A 17616-nucleotide genomic window follows, 5' to 3' on the forward strand; every position below is an offset into this window, starting at 1 on the left:
GAGCTCCTGATAAAAGTGATTTTCAGGATAGGAAGGTGCATCATGAAAAGAATTACGGTACTTGGTTCAACCGGATCTATTGGAACTCAAACGTTGGATGTGGTGTCCATGCACCCAGATCAGTTCACTGTTGAGGCTTTAGCAGGTGGCTCCAATATAAAGTTGCTTGCTGAGCAAGCGCGTCTCTATCATCCCAAAAAAGTGTCTGTCGGTACTCAGCAGTTAGCCGATGAAATTCGTCCTTTACTGCCTTCTGGAATCGAACTACACTGGGGAAATGAAGGACTCGTTGAGCTGGCCGCGAACACAGAGGCGGATATGGTTGTGACAGCTGTAATGGGCAGTGTCGGATTGCACTCCACGCTGGCCGCGATTGAGGCTGGAAAACAGATCGGTTTGGCCAATAAGGAAACACTGGTTACGGCTGGTCATCTGGTCACAGCGCGGGCTCGGGCGAAAGGAGTGCCGTTGCTGCCGATTGACAGTGAGCATTCAGCTATTTTCCAATGCTTGAATGGTGAGCGTATGAAAGATGTGGCACATATTACCCTAACAGCATCAGGCGGTTCTTTTCGAGATTTGACAAGAGAACAGCTGCGTGAAGTTACCGTGGAAGATGCACTTAAGCATCCTAATTGGTCAATGGGGGCCAAAATTACAATTGATTCAGCAACGATGGTAAACAAAGGGCTGGAAGTCATCGAGGCACATTGGTTGTTCGGGCTTAGCTATGAGCAGATCCATGTGCTGCTTCATCCGGAAAGCATTATTCACTCCTACGTCGAGTTTCAAGATACAAGCATTGTTGCTCAACTTGGGAACCCTGACATGAGAGTACCCATTCAATATGCATTAACTTATCCTGAGCGGATGAAGTCTCCGGCAAAGCCTCTGTCATTGGCTGAAGTGGGCAAACTCCACTTTAAGGAAATGGATTTTAATCGTTTTCCTTGTTTAAGGCTTGCCTTCGAATGTGGTAAAATGGGTGGTACAGCACCGACCGCTTTTAATGCTGCTAATGAGATTGCTGTTGCTCGTTTCTTACGTGGAGAAATTTCTTTTCTGCATATTGAAGCGATTATTGAACAGGTGCTAGAACAGCATGTCAATATGGCTGATCCTGATTTGTCTGCGATTGAAACTTGTGACCGCGAGACTCGTAGTAAAGCTTCGAAGTTGTAGGTTAATGTTGGGGTCAAGAAACGAATTGTGATTCTCTTGTGCGGGTTCGGAGAATAATGATAATCTAGGAAGACAAACTCGATCTCATTGAAAGGGGAACGGAAACGATTGGAAACGATTCAAATAGTGTTGATGACGGTGCTCATGTTTTTCGTCATAGTGACGGTGCATGAATGGGGGCATTATTATTTTGCCAAACGCGCCGGGATTCTGGTACGGGAGTTTGCGATCGGTTTCGGTCCGAAACTGTTCTCTTATAAAAGAAACGAGACACGATTTACGCTACGGTTACTGCCGTTCGGTGGTTTTGCACGTATGGCGGGAGAAGATCCGGAGGTCAATGAAATTGAAACCGGACAAACGATTGCTGTACGCGTGACAGATGGCGTCGTTAAGACCATCTATTTGGACCAACTGGATAACCGCAAGAATGTAGTGCGCGGTGAAGTGTTGGAGATTGATCTGGAACAAGCGTTAACTGTAAAATTGGATGTGGATGGCGAAGATCAGCAATACACTGTACACCCACAAGCGATGATGGTAACCAAAGGACAATCCATTCAAATTGCACCGAAGGATCGACAGTATGGGAGTAAAACAGTAGGACAGCGTGCGATGGCTATATTTGCTGGACCCCTGATGAATTTTATTCTTGCCTTTATTCTGTTTGGTTTGCACATCCAGATGGTCGGCATACAAGTGGACAACCCGACGTATGTCCAAATTAGTGAAATTACAGCAGGTATGCCAGCTGCTGAAGCTGATTTGCATAAGGGAGATATCATCGAATCGGTGAACGGAGTTGCAATTGGTGCGAATGTTGAAAACATGATCAAACTGATTGCGGATTCTCAAGACAAGCCGATGAAGTGGACAGTTCGCCGTGATGATAAAACCTTTGATCTTACGATTACACCTCGTGCAATGGAAGGACAAAAGGGTGGCAAGGTGGGCATTGTGCCTGAACTTCCAAAACGCCAAGCTGGTGTAGGGGAAACATTCAAATTTGCCGGACAATCCATGGTCAGAACGACAGATATTATTTTTCAAGGATTTAGCCAGCTTATCCAACGTTTTTCTATCAATGACCTGGGAGGTCCCGTACGTACTTTTGAAGTGACGGGACAAATCGCTAAGCAAGGCATTGAGCAGTTGACATATTGGACTGCGATCATGAGTCTTTATCTGGGGATATTCAATCTACTGCCTATTCCGGCGTTGGATGGAAGTAGACTTGTTTTCCTTGGTGTTGAGGCGGTAAGAGGACGTCCTGTTGATCCGAGCAGGGAAGGAATGGTCCATTTCGTTGGTTTTGCTATGCTATTCCTGTTAATGATTGCGGTCACGTATAACGATATTTTACGCTTAATTAATGGTTAATTAGAGACGGTCATTATAAAAAATGGTCTGTATGGGAGGACATGCATTTCTATGTCGAACGATAAACAGTTTGTCGAGGAAATCACGCCGCAGAGCGAAGATTTTTCCCGATGGTATATTGATGTTATTAAAAAAGCAGAACTGATGGATTACTCGCCAGTTCGCGGGTGTATTGTATTCCGCCCCGATGGTTTTGAGATTTGGGAGCACATTAAGGAAGCTATGGATGTGCGTTTCAGAGAAACGGGACATCGCAATGCTTATTTTCCAATGTTTATCCCAGAAAGCTTTTTCCAAAAAGAAAAAGAGCATGTGGAAGGATTTAATCCTGAATTGCCATGGGTGACTGAGGCTGGTGGGGAAAAGCTGGAAGAGCGTCTTGCAATCCGTCCAACTTCGGAAACCATGATCGGTCATATGTACTCGAAATGGATTCAATCCTATCGTGATCTGCCTGTGCTAATTAACCAATGGGCTAACGTGGTGCGTTGGGAAAAACGTACGCTGCCTTTCTTGCGAACAAGTGAATTTTTGTGGCAAGAAGGTCACACAGCACATGAAACAGAAGAAGAAGCACGTGAAGAAACGATGAAAATGCTGGAAGTTTATCGTGAGGTCATCGAGGAAGTTCTAGCTATTCCGGTTATTACTGGACAGAAAACACCTTCTGAAAAGTTTGCAGGTGCGAAGGATACATTTTCACTGGAAGCGATGATGAAAGATGGACGAGCGGTACAAGCTGGAACGTCCCACTACATGGGAACTAACTTTGCCGTTGCGTTTGACATTAAATATTTGAGCCGTGAAAACAACCTGGAATTCGCGCATACGACTTCATGGGGAACAAGTACACGTTTGATCGGTGCATTGATTATGGTCCATGGAGATGACCGTGGTCTTGCACTGCCTCCTAAGGTGGCACCTACGCAGGTTATTATGGTTCCTATTGGACCACCTAAGAAACGTGATGCAGTTATCGCTCGTGCAGATGAATTGTTTGCCGAGTTGAAACAAGCGGGTGTCCGTGTTAAAATGGACGACCGCAGTGATGTAAGTCCAGGCTGGAAGTTTAATGAATATGAAATGCGCGGTGTACCGGTTCGTCTGGAAATCGGCCCTCGTGATATGGAAAACGGTGTCTGTGTGCTCGTATCCCGTATCAGCGGCGAGAAAAAGATTGTCCAACAGGACAATCTGCTTGAAGAAGTACACGTGATGCTCGCACAGGTACAACAAGAGATGTTTGACCGTGCAAAGAACTTCATGGAAGAAAACTTCTATTCCGTCGATACATTGGATGAGATGAAGACTCTCATGGAAGAGAAACGTGGCTTTACTTTGGCTGGTTGGTGCGGATCTGAAGAATGTGAAGACAAAGTTAAAGAAGTGACAGGCGCTACAAGCCGTAACATACCGTTTAAAACAACCGAGCAAAAGACAACATGTTTGTGCTGTGGCAAACCAGCCAAGCATACAGTAGTGTTCGCACGGGCGTACTAATAAAGAAGAGCAATACCCTATACTCACTTCATTCTCTTCGCCAACAGGAATAGCTGTTACGGATTAATATTCCGGACTACTATCTATATTATTGTGATGAGGGTTGAAGAAGGCTACGAAAAGCTTTTGCGGTCGGAGATGTTTTAGACGCAGAAGCTTTTCATGTTTTCAGAAAGGTAGATTGGAAATCGGGGGGAGAGCCATGGGCGGAGCTGAAGAAAAGAGAAAGCGGCTGGAGCTGCTAATGAAGCAGGTTGTAATGCCGGCGGGAGTGGTGGATCCTTATTTTTTGGACGGTTGGATCGACCAGGTTGAGATTAGCCGTACCAACAAGGATTGGAATATCACTATTGCCAAGGAGACACTGGTCCCCGCTCAGGTGTATCGTACGTTCTGTATTCAAGTACAGGAAAAAATGAGTCATATCGCTAAAATCACATTCCGCTTTCAGTACAGTGAGCAGGTTCAACCTGGTGATATTATCGGTGAATACTGGAAGCTTTTTTTAGAGTGGGTGCACCGTGAAATTCCATCTGTTAACGGTTGGATGAACCGGGCTGTGCATGAGTGGGAAGACGGTCTATTATTACTAACAATGAGCGATAGTATGTCATTGGAACTAGCGCGTAAAAAGCAGATAGATCAAGCTATTATTAAGTTTTACGATAAATATTTCGGGCTCTCTATGCGTATTAAAGTTCAGGTGGGTGAAAGTAACCAGGAGGCATTACAGGAATTCCAGGAAAAGAAAATGCAGGAAGAACGAGAAGTCATTCAGCAGATGATGGAAAGTATGGAAGCTGAAATGCCACCTTTGGAAGAAGAAGAAGGGGACGTGCGGCTTCAATTTGGTTATGACATCAAAGAACCGGCTATTCCGATGCAAGAGATTCAGGACGAAGAGAAGAAAGTCACCCTACAAGGAACAATCTTCGGTTTGGACAGTAAAGAATTGCGCAATGGAAGTACGTTGTTTACGTATTATTTGACAGACTTTAGTGATTCCTTGCAAATGAAAATGTTTGCTAAAACTAAAGAAGATCTAAAAATTCTCAGTCTGTTGGCTAACGGTAAATGGGTCAAAGTGCGGGGACGAGTTGAATATGACCGTTTTATGCAAATTCCTGAGTTGGTTATGATTCCTTCCGATCTAGTTGAAGTACAGGCCCCACCCGGACGTAAGGATAATGCAGCGGAAAAACGGGTTGAGTTTCATCTACACACAAAGATGAGCGCAATGGATGCTGTCGCCTCGATTGATCAATATGTCAAAACAGCCGCCAAATGGGGGCACAAAGCGATTGCGGTCACAGATCATGGCGGTGTGCAATGCTACCCTGATGCTGCTAAGGCTGCAAAGAAGAACGGCATTAAAATGATCTACGGCATTGAGGCCAATGTAGTTAATGATGCTGTCGAGGTTGTAATGCAGGCACAGCCTTTAAATTTGAAAACAGCGACTTATGTCGTTTTTGATATTGAAACCACCGGTTTGTCAGTTACACAAAATAAAATCATTGAGATTGCTGCTGTTAAAATGCATGAGGGTAAGGAAATTGATCGTTATGCAACCTTTGTCAATCCGCATGAACGTATACCCTACAACATTCAGCAACTGACCAACATTAATGATGAAATGGTCAAGGATGCGCCGGATGTCGAACCTGTTATGAAGGAGTTCGTAGCTTTTGCTGGTGATGCTGTATTGGTAGCTCATAATGCGCGGTTTGATGTCGGCTTTATCCAGGCCACTCTTCGAAAGATGGGTTTGCCCGAAATGACCAATCCGGTGCTAGATACGCTGGAACTGGCTCGTTTGCTGTTTCCTACGTTGAAAAATCACCGTCTGAACACACTGACTACTAAATATAAAGTCGCGTTGGAAAGCCATCACAGGGCTATTGATGATACAGTTGCATTGGCAGAAGTGTTAAACGGACTACTAAACGATGCAGAGCAAATTAAGGGTTTTAAAATGCTCGACCGCTTGAATGATTATGTGGGAAAGGACCTATCGACTGTTCGTCCTTTCCACTGCTGCATTTATGCTCTCAATCCGGTTGGTAAAAAAAACCTGTACAAGCTGGTTTCTATGTCTCATACCGAATATTTCAAGCGTGTGCCTTGTATTCCTAAATCGAAATTGTCTGAGATGAGAGACGGATTGCTTATTATTTCTGGCTGCGAAAAAGGAGAATTCTTCGAGGCCGTGTTAAACAAGTCCGAGGAAGAAGCCGAGGAGATTGCACAGTTTTATGATGTGTTGGAGATTCAACCTTTGACGATGTATATGCATCTGGTGGAAAAGCAACTGGTAAGCGGGCCTGATGCACTAAAAACGGCCATACGTAAAGTATGCGAAATAGGAAAACGTCTTGACAAGCCCGTGATTGCTACAGGCAATGTTCACTATTTGGAAACTCGCGATAAGCTGTACCGTGATATTACCATTCACGGCATTACTGGATTTAGTCCGCTAAAGGATATCCGAAAGCCAGATGCTCATTTGCGGACAACGGATGAAATGCTGGCAGAGTTCGAGTTTTTGGGCGAGGAAAAAGCGTATGAAGTTGTTGTGACAAATACTAGCGAGCTGGCAGAGCGTTTTGAAGAACTGGAACTGTTCCCTGACAAGCTTTTTACGCCCTTACTGGACGGAGCAGATGAGGAAATTCGCAATACATGCTATGAGACGGCTCGATCCATTTATGGTGAATCCTTACCTGAGGTTGTTGTAGCTCGCCTTGAAAAAGAATTGGAACCTATTATTAAATACGGTTTCTCCGCTAACTATCTCATTTCTGAACGTCTGGTTAAAAAATCTAACCAGGATGGATACTTGGTAGGTTCACGGGGGTCTGTTGGTTCTTCTGTAGTTGCTACTTTTCTCGGTATTTCTGAGGTAAATCCGCTGCCCGCTCATTATATTTGCGGTAATTCTGACTGTAAACACAGCGAATGGTTTTTGGATGGAAGTGTTCCAAGCGGTTTTGACTTGCCAGATAAAAACTGTCCAAATTGCGGTGGCAAGCTCAAAGGTGAGGGGCAAGATATACCTTTTGAAACGTTCCTCGGTTTTAAAGGAGATAAAGTTCCCGATATTGACTTGAACTTCTCTGGTGAATATCAACCTGTTGCCCATAATTATACGAAAGTATTGTTTGGTGAAAAAAGCGTTTTCCGTGCAGGAACTATTGGTACAGTAGCTGAGAAAACGGCGTTTGGATTTGCCAAAAAATATGAAGAGGCACATCATAAAAAATGGCGCGGAGCCGAGCTGAACAGGCTGGCTTCTGGTTGTACGGGTGTAAAACGTAGTACCGGACAGCATCCGGGTGGGATCGTTGTTGTTCCTGATTATATTGAGGTCGAGGACATTACACCAGTCCAGTATCCGGCTGATGATACGAGCTCGGAATGGAAAACGACGCATTTTGATTATCACGCTTTTGATGCGAACTTACTCAAGCTCGATATTCTGGGCCATGATGATCCGACCATGATGAGAATGCTTCAGGATTTGACCGGGGTTGACCCTACGACCATTCCAATGAATGACCCCAAGGTGATGAGCATGTTCAACTCCACGGAGGCACTCGGTGTAACACCGCAGCAAATCCGCACGCCTGTTGCCACCTATGGTGTACCAGAGATGGGGACCAAATTTGTACGCCAGATGCTGGTAGAGTCGCAGCCGAGTTCTTTTGCCGATTTACTGCAAATATCCGGTTTGTCTCACGGTACGGGTGTATGGCTGGGGAACGCACAAGAGTTGATTAAAAATAATACATGTAACATCAAGACCGTAATTGGTTGTCGGGATGATATTATGCTGTTTTTGATTTACAAGGCGGGGATGGATGCAGGTCTGGCCTTTAAAATTACGGAGAGCGTACGTAAAGGTAAAGGGCTTAGTGCCGAATGGATTGAAGAAATGAAAAAATGCAAGGTGCCGCAGTGGTACATTGATTCCTGTCTTAAAATCCAGTACATGTTTCCGAAGGCGCATGCTGCAGCCTATGTTATTTCAGCAGTGCGTACAGCGTATTTCAAGCTGTATCATCCGATCGAGTATTATGCAACTTACTTCTCAGTACGTGCGGCCGATTTTGATATTGATCTGTGCTGTCAAGGGTATGATGCGATTGCACGGAAGATTGTCGAAATTGAGCAGCTTGGTTTTCAGGCTCCACCTAAAGAAAAAGGGATGCTTCCAATTCTGGAGATGGCTTTGGAAATGACGGCTCGCGGGTTTAGTTTTAAATCTATTGATTTGTACCGTTCCGAAGCTACTCGTTTCAAAGTGGACGGGGACTCGCTCATTCCTCCGTTCGGAGCTCTTCAGGGTATTGGAGATAATGCAGCACGTAACATCGCAGCGGCCCGTGAACAGGGTGAATTTTTGTCCGTTGAGGATTTTCAACAGAAATCGAAGGCTAGTAAAACCATTGTCGAAATGCTGTCCCAAATGGGTTGCTTTCGAGGTCTGCCAGAGAGTAATCAGCTGTCTCTGTTTTAATCTGAACCACAGTAGTCAAGCTCTGGCACTTGTCACATAACTACGGTTATGTTATAATTTTTTTGGTAATCATGGAGATAAAACCGTTGCTAAAAGAGTGGGGAAACCCACTCTTTACTGTTTGATATACAGGTACAACGTGAAAAAAGGTTATTTTTGGGCAGGCAACCGGTACGCCGGTTTATTTGCAGTGAGCCCAAAATGAACATTACATCAAATGAAAATGAAAATGCCGGTGATGGAGAAGCATTGCCTACAGTAAGAGGGTATCTCTTTTTCACCACAGGAAAGTTCACTTTTGGAGGTTATAATCTTTGAGCACACCAAAGATCAAATCAGTAGTAGAAGAAATGGCCCAACCTTACCTCGATGAGCATGGTTTTGAACTGGTCGATGTCGAGTATGTCAAAGAGGGTAGCAATTGGTTTCTTCGCGTTTTTGTAGATAAAGACGGAGGAATTGATCTGGACGACTGTAGTATGATCAGTGAATATTTGGGTCAAAAGCTGGATGAAAATGACCCTGTTTCTACAGCATATTTTCTGGAAGTGTCTTCACCAGGCGCCGAAAGACCGCTGAAAAAAGCGGAGGATGTCACTAAAGCGGTAGGCAAAAACGTATTCGTTACTACATACGAGCCGATTAACGGTCTGAAGGAATTCGAAGGCCGTTTGCTTTCTTTTGAAGATGGGGAACTTACCGTCCAAAGCGGACAAAAGAAGCATACCATACCTTATGACAAGGTAGCTGGTGCAAGGCTCGCGATCATATTTTAATTCAGATTTGATTGTTGCTGTTTGACATGTACTACATGTTTTTTGCCTCGTGTGCCGACCAGTACGCAGGTGCCATCATTTGAAAGGGGGAGCAGTAATCCATGAGTATGGATTTTATTGAAGCAATGAACGAGTTGGAAAGAGAAAAGGGGATCAGTAAGGACGTGCTGTTTGAGGCCATTGAAGCAGCCCTGATTTCCAGCTACAAACGGAATTTCAATACCGCACAAAACGTGCGTGTTGATATGAACCGCAACTCGGGAGTCATTAAGGTATATGCCCGCAAGCTGATTGTTGAGGAGGTATTGGACCCTCGCACCGAGATTTCGTTGCCAGCAGCCCGTGAGATCAACCCACATTTTCAGTTGGAGGATATCGCTGAAATTGAAGTCACACCACGTGATTTTGGACGGATTGCTGCACAAACAGCGAAGCAGGTTGTGACTCAGCGCATTCGCGAAGCGGAACGGGGATTGATCTACAACAAGTTTGTGGACAAGGAAGAGGATATTGTAACAGGAACTGTACAGCGCCAAGACCCACGTAATATTTATATTGATCTTGGCAAGGTGGAAGCAGTTCTTCCGTTGAGCGAACTGATGCCTAATGAGAAATTTAACCATTTGGATCGGATTAAGGCTTATATTACCAAGGTGGAGAACACAACCAAAGGACCGCAAATTATGCTGTCCCGATCACATCCGGGTCTGCTTAAGCGTTTGTTCGAACTCGAAGTACCTGAAATTTTTGACGGTGTTGTAGAGATTCGTTCCGTAGCGCGTGAAGCAGGCTTCCGTTCTAAGATCGCAGTTCATTCTCGTAACGCCGAGGTTGATCCGGTAGGTTCTTGTGTGGGACCAAGAGGAACGCGGGTGCAGACCATTGTAAACGAGCTGCGTGGCGAAAAAATCGACATTGTACGCTATTCTGATAATGTTGATGAATACGTGGCTAATGCTTTGAGTCCGTCCAAGGTGCTTGAAGTACAGGTATTTGAAGAAGAGAAAATGGCTCGCGTTATAGTACCTGATTATCAACTTTCTCTAGCTATTGGTATCAAAGGGCAAAATGCTCGCCTTGCTGCTAAGCTTACTGGCTGGAAAATTGATATTAAGAGTGAAACACAGGCGGAGGAAGAGCTCGGCAGACCGAGAACATCCACCGATGAAATGCATCAGGATTCCGTTTCTGTAGATTAAGCGGAGTGTAGGGGGGTTAATGCATGAAACAGAGAAAGATACCTTTGCGCAAATGTGTCGCCTGTCATGAAATGATGCCAAAGAAACAGTTAATCCGTGTCGTCAAAACCCCTGAAGACGAAGTGTTGATTGACTTGACTGGCAAAAAGTCGGGACGCGGCGCTTACTTGTGCGGCAAAGCCGCCTGCTTCAAGCTGGCTCAAAAGAGCAAGGCACTGGATCGAGCATTGAAGCACTCGGTCCATCCTGATATTTATGAGCAGCTAAGTCGTGATTTTGCTGCCGTCGAGGAAGAATTCCTGGCGGCACAAGGCAGCGTGCAGGATGAATAAGGCGCTGTCTGGATTGGGGCTTGCCATGAGAGCTGGCAAGCTGCTAACAGGTGATGAGATCGTTTATAAAGCGATCAGGTCTTCAGAAGCCAAGCTGGTCATTCTTGCGAAAGATGCTTCAATGAATACTCAAAAGAAATTCCGCGACAAATGCGGGACGTACAAAATCCCCTTATTGATAGGATTTGACCGGGAAAGCTTGGGAAGCAGCATCGGCAAACCTGAACGGGTCGTGCTGGCTGTGACGGATCAAGGATTCGCGAAATTGATCATGAAACATGCGGGGATAATGTCGGAGGTGGAGTATATTGAGTAAACAAGAAAGCAAAGACAAAGTGCGGGTATACGAATACGCCAAATCGTTGAACATGAGCAGCAAAGAAATTATCACCATTCTTAAACGGCTGGATATTCCCGTAAACAACCATATGAGCGTCATGGAACATGATGCCGTAGGTAAAGTGGAAAACTTTTTTAAGAATATTAAATCCAATGCTGCGGTCAAGCAAGGCGAAGCAGGCACGGCGCAAGTAAGCTCGAATCAGACCGGTTCAAGCCAGAATAGTAATCATTCAACGGAGCAAACCAAAAATCAACAGGAAAAGCAGGTAAGTATGAATAGGACAAACAACAACCAAAACAGTAACCGAAGTAGCGCTCCAAAAGCGCAAAGCAGTCAGCAGGGCGGTCAAAACCGCAGTCAACAAGGTTCTAGTAGACCAAGCGGCCAGCAAGGCACTCAGAACCGCAGTAATGGTCAACAGCAGGGAGGACAACAGCGTACCGGTAGCAATAACACAGGTTCGCGTCCTCAGGGAAGCAGCCAGGGTGGTGCGGCAGTAAGAACTTCTTCTTCCGCAGGAAGCAACAATTCCAACCGCAGTGGTGGCAACCGTACAGGTGGTAACTCCAACAACAGCGGTAACCGTTTCGGTCAAGGACGTTTTGACGATAACCGTCAAGGCGGAGGACGGGGTGGTAACGGTGGCCGTGGAGGCAACAACCGCGGTGGAAACAATCGTGGCGGCAAATTCAACAACCGTGGTAAAGGTCAACAACAGGAGCGTCGCGAGAAAATCGACAACACGCCTAAGAAAATTATTGTGCGTGGTGAGATGACTGTAGGTGAAACAGCCAAGCTTCTTCATAAGGATGCGTCAGAAGTCATCAAGAAGTTGATTATGCTCGGAACAATGGCGACCATCAACCAAGAACTGGATATGGATACCATTCTCTTGCTTGCTGGTGACTTTGGCGTCGAGGTAGAAGTGAAAATCCCAGTGGAAGAAGATCGTTTTGAAACTGTGGAAGAAAATGATGATCCAGCGGATTTGAGAACACGTCCACCGGTTGTAACCATTATGGGTCACGTCGATCATGGTAAAACAACTTTGCTGGATGCCATTCGCTCCACGAATGTAACAGGTGGCGAAGCTGGTGGTATTACACAGCACATTGGTGCATACCAAGTTGAAATCAACAGCAAAAAAATCACTTTCTTAGATACACCGGGCCACGAAGCCTTTACCGCTATGCGTGCACGTGGTGCTCAAGTAACAGATATGACGATTATTGTGGTTGCAGCTGATGACGGTGTTATGCCACAAACGGTTGAAGCCATTAGCCATGCAAAAGCAGCAGGTCTACCAATAATCGTAGCTGTAAACAAGATCGACAAACCCGATGCCAACCCGGACAAAGTAAAGCAGGAACTTACAGAATATGAATTGGTGCCCGAAGAGTGGGGCGGCGATACAATTTTCGTCAACGTTTCCGCTAAACAAAGAATGGGTCTGGAAGACTTGCTCGAAATGATCCTGCTCGTAGCTGAAGTGAATGAGTACAAAGCGAACCCTGATAAACGGGCACGTGGTACTATTATTGAGGCTGAGCTGGATAAAGGTCGCGGTTCTGTAGCCCGTATTCTCGTTCAAAACGGGACACTGAAAGTCGGCGACGCATTCGTAGCAGGTAACTGCTTCGGACGTGTACGTGCCATGGTCAACGATAAAGGCCGTCGTCTTAAGGAAGCAGGTCCTTCCACACCAGTTGAAATTACTGGTTTGACAGAAGTTCCACTTGCAGGCGATCCGTTCATGGTGTTCGAGGATGAGCGTAAAGCTCGTGCTATCGCTGATAAACGTGCGATTACACAACGTCAATCCGATCTGGGCAGTAATACCCGCGTAACGCTGGATGACCTGTTCCAACACATCAAGGATGGCGAGATGAAGGATCTGAATGTCATTATTAAGGGTGACGTACAAGGTTCTGTCGAAGCGCTGAAAGGCTCCTTGAACAAGATTGAAGTTGAAGGTGTACGCGTCAAAATCCTTCACAGTGGTGCAGGTGCAATCACCGAATCCGATATTATTTTGGCTGCGGCATCCAATGCCATTGTTATTGGCTTTAACGTTCGTCCTGATAATCAGGCGAAATCTACAGCAGAAGCTGAAAAAGTGGACATTCGTCTACATCGAGTCATTTACAATGTCATTGAAGAAATCGAGCAGGCTATGAAAGGCATGCTGGACCCTGAATATAAAGAAAATGTGATTGGTCACGCTGAAGTTCGTAACGTGTTTAAAGTTACTAAAGTCGGTACGATTGCTGGTTGTATGGTAACGTCTGGTAAAATTACTCGTTCAGCAGAAGCACGTCTGATCCGTGACGGTATCGTTATTTTTGAAGGTAAAATCGACTCACTGAAACGCTTTAAGGACGACGCAAAAGAAGTTGCCCAAGGTTACGAATGTGGTATCACCCTTGATGGTTATAATGATGTTAAGGAATCCGACATTATTGAAGCGTTCGTCATGGAAACAGTGGAGCGCTAACGGCAGAGAGGTGAGCACCCATGGCTAAAATACGTACAGGTCGAGTTGGCGAACAGATTAAGAAAGAACTAAGCCTACTCATACAGACCGAATTAAAAGACCCACGTATCGGTTTTATTACGGTGACTGGTGTCGATGTCACAAACGATTTGTCCCAAGCGAAAGTATACTTGAGCGTACTTGGAGATGAAGAACAAAAAACTTCTTCTCTGAAGGCGCTGGACAAAGCGAACGGTTATCTTCGTTCTGAACTTGGCAAACGGATACGGCTTCGCCATATTCCTGAGCTGATTTTCAAAATTGACGAATCTATTGCTTATGGCAGCCGAATTGAAAAGCTGTTGAGTGATATCGACAAGGATGAGAAATAGGGATTTTTGTTAGTCTGAAGACCATGAACTGAATGTAAAGGAGACGGCAATGCATACCTATGAACAGGCGCTTCAACAAGCGAAGGAATTTATTCTGGAGCATGATGATTACCTGATCGTATCGCATGTACAGCCGGACGGAGACGCAGTCAGCTCCACCGTAACGGTGGGCTGGCTTCTCTCATGTCTGGGGAAGAAATTTACCATGCTGAATGAGGGACCTATTCCTAAACGCATGGATTTTTTATGGCATGCCGATGAGATTATGGATATGAGTCAACAACCGCCAGAACGGAAATACAACCGAATCATTTGTGTAGATTGTGCGGATTACCGTCGTGTTGGTTTGACAGAGCAGTTTTTTACGGAAGATGCCATTATTCTGAATATTGATCATCATCCAACGAACGACGCTTATGGTGCGATTAATGTGATTAAGTCAGATGCTGCGGCAACAGCGGAAATTCTTTTTGATTTATTGGAAAAGTTTGCAGTAACTTGGGATGTAGAAGTAGCAACAGCTGTATATACAGGGTTGTTAACGGATACGGGAGGCTTCCGCTACTCCAACACTTCACCGAAAGTGATGTCTACGGTATCGCAACTACTTGCTTATGGTGTTGATGGCCCATTTTTGTCCGAGAAATTGCTCGAGGAAATGACATTTCCCCAAATGAAAGTGCTGACCAAAGCATTGCAAACGCTCACGATGTCAGAGGATGGTAAAGTTGCTTGGGTCGTTGTAACACCTGATGATATGACGGAATGCGGTGCTGTAAATGAGGACTTGGAAGGTATCGTGAATTATCCAAGAAATATTCGTGGGGTTGAAGTAGGCATTTTCTTTAAAGTTATTAATGATCAAGCGACCAAGGCAAGTTTGAGATCGGCAGGGAACGTTGATGTAGCTGCGCTCGCTCAATCGTTCGGGGGCGGTGGTCATGTACGTGCGGCTGGCTGTCGGCTAGAGGGTAAGCTGGAAGATATCATTGAGACCGTTGTAGGGCGGGTGAAGTCTGAGCTATGAACCCAATAAAGAAGGGACAGGCAACTTGGGAAGGTGTGCTACCTGTCTATAAACCTGCTGGATTTACCTCTCACGATGTCGTGGCCAAGGCTCGCCGTTTATTGGGGATGAAGCGAATCGGACATACTGGGACGCTAGATCCGCAGGTAACTGGTGTTCTGCCCTTGTGTCTGGGACGCGCCACCCGAGTGGTGGAGTACATGCAAGAGCGGCCCAAGGAATACCGGGCTACACTGCGCTTAGGCATTGCCACTGATACCGAAGACCTGACTGGGACAATTACAGAAGAGAGCGAACGTCCGGTTGAGGTTACCGAAATGGAAGCCAAAGCGGTTCTGGAACGTTTCGTTGGTACGATCTCCCAAGTCCCACCCATGTACTCTGCTCTCAAAATAGATGGAAAACGTCTATACGAGCTGGCTCGAGAAGGCAAAACTGTGGAGCGTAAAAGCCGTGAAGTGAGCATTTATGAGCTGGAAATGACAGGATTTGCGAAGATGGGGCCGCATGTGGATATTTCTTTTCGTGCTTTGTGCTCCAAAGGTACTTATATCCGTACACTATGTGTTGATATTGGCCGTGAATTGGGATATCCTTCAACAATGGTTAAGCTGGAGCGAACGATGTCTGCGGGAATTTCTGCGGAACATTGTTTAACATTTGAAGAAATTGAGCGCTATGTAGCCGATGGTAGCCTGGGTGAGCGGCTTATCGCCACCGATAAAGCGATTGACTATATGTCTGAGCATACAGTGGCTGAAGCTAAGGCAGCTGCAGCTCTGCAAGGCCAACGCCTGTCGCTGAGTATGATTACACCACCAGTGACAGACAACCAACCTTTCCGATTATATAAAGAGGATAAAACGTTTTTAGGCATATATGGACGGGATGAATCAGGTGCAATCGCCCCAATTAAAGTTTTTTTAAGTTTATAGAATTTATAAAATTACAGCGGTGCTGAACCATACTATAAACGCCAGAAATTTTTCCCAAGGCACGGCCTGGCTTCCGTGAAATTATGCTGATAGACGTTTTTCACCTTGAATTGTGCTATAATTTTTGACGAAGTTAGTCAAATGATGTGAAATGCAGGTGAATGAATATGATTACCGTATCGTTATCTTATCCTTTGAGTGATGAGTTATTGCAGCAATGGGGACGTCCACAAGTCACGGCGATCGGCCAGTTTGACGGCCTTCATCTGGGACATGCAAGCGTAATACGTAAGGCTGTCGCGCTCGCTCATGAACAGAATGTGCCAGTATCTGTCATGACATTTCACCCTCATCCGAAAGAAGTCATGAAAAAAGGCGATTATGAAGGTTATTTAACACCGCTTGCGGATAAACAGACTATTCTGTCCGATATGGGTGTGGATGTACTTTATATTTTAAGTTTTAACGAAGAGTTTTCCAAGGTTAGCCCGGAGGCTTTTATAACAGACGTGCTGCTTCCATTACAAATTCGAACGGCGGTAGTAGGTTTTGATTTTAGGTTTGGCTACCGGGGAGCCGGGCATGAGGATACGCTTCGTAAGCTGGGAGGGGAGCTGATGTCTGTTTACACTGTACCACCGTTCGAACTGGATGGGGATAAGGTAAGCAGCTCCGGCATTCGCCGTGCTTTACAGACGGGGGATTTAGCACATGCGTCACGCTGGTTGGGACGCCCTTATCGTATCCAGGGTACTGTGATGGATGGAGAGAAGCGCGGACGCACAATTGGTTTTCCGACAGCTAATCTCAAGCTGGATGATTCATATGTCATTCCAGTTAAGGGTGTGTACGCTGTACGGGCGCTCGTGGGTGATCATTGGATAAATGGTGTAATGAATGTAGGAGTTAAGCCTACGTTTCATGAAGGTGTGCTGAATCCGTCGTTTGAGGTACATCTTTTTGATTTTAATCAACAAATTTATGGGGAGCCTGTGCTTGTTGAGCTTCATCATTACATCCGTCCTGAACGCAAATTCTCTTCAGTGGATGAGCTGATCAGCCAAATTGGCAATGACGCACAAATGGCTAAAAAGCTGTTGGGCTAATTTATTTACATAAGACAGGCGCTGTGTTATACTGACTTATGTTGTGTAAACAACGATGAACCTTAGCTTGGTTGTCCGCTTTCACCGGCGGTTACGAGGCTAATGGCGATTATAATGAAGGAGGTGAACAGGATGGCATTGACTCAAGAGCGTAAACAGCAATTGATCGAGGAGTACAAAACTCATGAATCCGATACAGGATCACCTGAGGTACAAATCGCTATCCTTACTGAAAACATCGTCAACTTGCAAAGTCACTTTCGTTCGCACAAGAAAGACCATCACTCCCGCCGCGGGTTGTTGAAAATGGTCGGTCAGCGTCGTAAACTTTTGGCTTACCTGAAGAAGACTGATGTTAAACGTTACAGTGCGTTGATCGAGCGTCTCGGACTGCGTCGTTAATTTTCAGACATGTAATGAGAAAAGAAGCCTGGTTGTTCACCGCTTGTCCC

The 17616-nt window shown here is 45.4% G+C and carries 14 protein-coding genes; all 14 read left to right on the forward strand.

Going from position 1 to position 17616, the window contains the following annotated elements:
• The first annotated feature begins 42 nt into the window (after positions 1–42).
• The 14 genes from MMB75_RS10870 to rpsO all read left to right on the forward strand — a co-directional run bounded on the left by MMB75_RS10870 (position 43) and on the right by rpsO (position 17566).
• Complete coding sequence (locus MMB75_RS10870; protein WP_016820976.1) at positions 43–1182, forward strand: 1-deoxy-D-xylulose-5-phosphate reductoisomerase; 1140 nt, start codon at positions 43–45, stop codon at positions 1180–1182.
• 108 nt (positions 1183–1290) lie between these two features.
• Entirely contained in the window at positions 1291–2562 is a 1272-nt protein-coding gene (rseP, locus tag MMB75_RS10875) for an RIP metalloprotease RseP (protein ID WP_017427940.1), read from the forward strand.
• 51 nt (positions 2563–2613) lie between these two features.
• Positions 2614–4062 carry a proline--tRNA ligase gene (gene proS / locus MMB75_RS10880; RefSeq protein WP_277507642.1) on the forward strand — a complete coding sequence of 483 codons (1449 nt, stop codon included), beginning with the start codon at positions 2614–2616 and terminating at the stop codon, positions 4060–4062.
• Positions 4063–4264: 202 nt separating this feature from the next.
• Positions 4265–8581, forward strand: coding sequence for a PolC-type DNA polymerase III (locus tag MMB75_RS10885; protein ID WP_025364654.1), 4317 nt, complete (start codon positions 4265–4267; stop codon positions 8579–8581).
• Between the two features lie 314 nt (positions 8582–8895).
• Complete coding sequence (gene rimP / locus MMB75_RS10890) at positions 8896–9357, forward strand: ribosome maturation factor RimP (RefSeq protein WP_013370719.1); 462 nt, start codon at positions 8896–8898, stop codon at positions 9355–9357.
• Positions 9358–9458: 101 nt separating this feature from the next.
• Positions 9459–10556: a transcription termination factor NusA gene (gene nusA, locus MMB75_RS10895; protein ID WP_016820980.1), complete on the forward strand. Its 1098-nt coding sequence runs from the start codon at positions 9459–9461 to the stop codon at positions 10554–10556.
• A gap of 23 nt (positions 10557–10579) precedes the next feature.
• Positions 10580–10888 (forward strand): RNase P modulator RnpM, encoded by a 309-nt coding sequence (gene rnpM / locus MMB75_RS10900; RefSeq protein WP_007430067.1) that lies wholly within the window; start codon positions 10580–10582, stop codon positions 10886–10888.
• Positions 10881–11204: a L7Ae/L30e/S12e/Gadd45 family ribosomal protein gene (locus tag MMB75_RS10905; protein ID WP_007430068.1), complete on the forward strand. Its 324-nt coding sequence runs from the start codon at positions 10881–10883 to the stop codon at positions 11202–11204. The genes rnpM and MMB75_RS10905 overlap by 8 nt, the downstream gene beginning before the upstream one ends.
• Positions 11197–13725, forward strand: coding sequence for a translation initiation factor IF-2 (gene infB / locus MMB75_RS10910; protein WP_016820981.1), 2529 nt, complete (start codon positions 11197–11199; stop codon positions 13723–13725). Before MMB75_RS10905 ends, infB begins: the two co-directional genes overlap by 8 nt.
• A gap of 20 nt (positions 13726–13745) precedes the next feature.
• Positions 13746–14096 carry a 30S ribosome-binding factor RbfA gene (gene rbfA / locus MMB75_RS10915; protein ID WP_013370723.1) on the forward strand — a complete coding sequence of 117 codons (351 nt, stop codon included), beginning with the start codon at positions 13746–13748 and terminating at the stop codon, positions 14094–14096.
• Positions 14097–14145: 49 nt separating this feature from the next.
• Positions 14146–15123 (forward strand): DHH family phosphoesterase, encoded by a 978-nt coding sequence (locus MMB75_RS10920; RefSeq protein WP_016820982.1) that lies wholly within the window; start codon positions 14146–14148, stop codon positions 15121–15123.
• Positions 15120–16058, forward strand: coding sequence for a tRNA pseudouridine(55) synthase TruB (truB, locus tag MMB75_RS10925; RefSeq protein WP_045243850.1), 939 nt, complete (start codon positions 15120–15122; stop codon positions 16056–16058). The genes MMB75_RS10920 and truB overlap by 4 nt, the downstream gene beginning before the upstream one ends.
• A 167-nt stretch (positions 16059–16225) precedes the next feature.
• Positions 16226–17164 (forward strand): bifunctional riboflavin kinase/FAD synthetase, encoded by a 939-nt coding sequence (locus MMB75_RS10930; protein ID WP_045243849.1) that lies wholly within the window; start codon positions 16226–16228, stop codon positions 17162–17164.
• Positions 17165–17296: 132 nt separating this feature from the next.
• On the forward strand, positions 17297–17566 hold the full coding sequence (rpsO, locus tag MMB75_RS10935) for a 30S ribosomal protein S15 (RefSeq protein ID WP_007430074.1): 270 nt from the start codon (positions 17297–17299) through the stop codon (positions 17564–17566).
• Positions 17567–17616 lie beyond the last annotated feature (50 nt).

The organism is Paenibacillus sp. P2(2022) (assembly GCF_029522175.1).
Taxonomy (GTDB): Bacteria; Bacillota; Bacilli; order Paenibacillales; family Paenibacillaceae; genus Paenibacillus; species Paenibacillus polymyxa.

Excerpts from the sequence above, each read along its gene's own strand:
- MMB75_RS10930 (WP_045243849.1), top strand. The coding sequence starts at position 16,226 with ATGATTACCGTATCGTTATCTTATCCTTTGAGTGATGAGTTATTGCAG.
- nusA (WP_016820980.1), top strand. The coding sequence starts at position 9,459 with ATGAGTATGGATTTTATTGAAGCAATGAACGAGTTGGAAAGAGAAAAG.
- rpsO (WP_007430074.1), top strand. The coding sequence starts at position 17,297 with ATGGCATTGACTCAAGAGCGTAAACAGCAATTGATCGAGGAGTACAAA.
- MMB75_RS10920 (WP_016820982.1), top strand. The coding sequence starts at position 14,146 with ATGCATACCTATGAACAGGCGCTTCAACAAGCGAAGGAATTTATTCTG.
- MMB75_RS10885 (WP_025364654.1), top strand. The coding sequence starts at position 4,265 with ATGGGCGGAGCTGAAGAAAAGAGAAAGCGGCTGGAGCTGCTAATGAAG.
- rnpM (WP_007430067.1), top strand. The coding sequence starts at position 10,580 with ATGAAACAGAGAAAGATACCTTTGCGCAAATGTGTCGCCTGTCATGAA.
- MMB75_RS10905 (WP_007430068.1), top strand. The coding sequence starts at position 10,881 with ATGAATAAGGCGCTGTCTGGATTGGGGCTTGCCATGAGAGCTGGCAAG.
- proS (WP_277507642.1), top strand. The coding sequence starts at position 2,614 with ATGTCGAACGATAAACAGTTTGTCGAGGAAATCACGCCGCAGAGCGAA.
- MMB75_RS10870 (WP_016820976.1), top strand. The coding sequence starts at position 43 with ATGAAAAGAATTACGGTACTTGGTTCAACCGGATCTATTGGAACTCAA.
- rbfA (WP_013370723.1), top strand. The coding sequence starts at position 13,746 with ATGGCTAAAATACGTACAGGTCGAGTTGGCGAACAGATTAAGAAAGAA.
- truB (WP_045243850.1), top strand. The coding sequence starts at position 15,120 with ATGAACCCAATAAAGAAGGGACAGGCAACTTGGGAAGGTGTGCTACCT.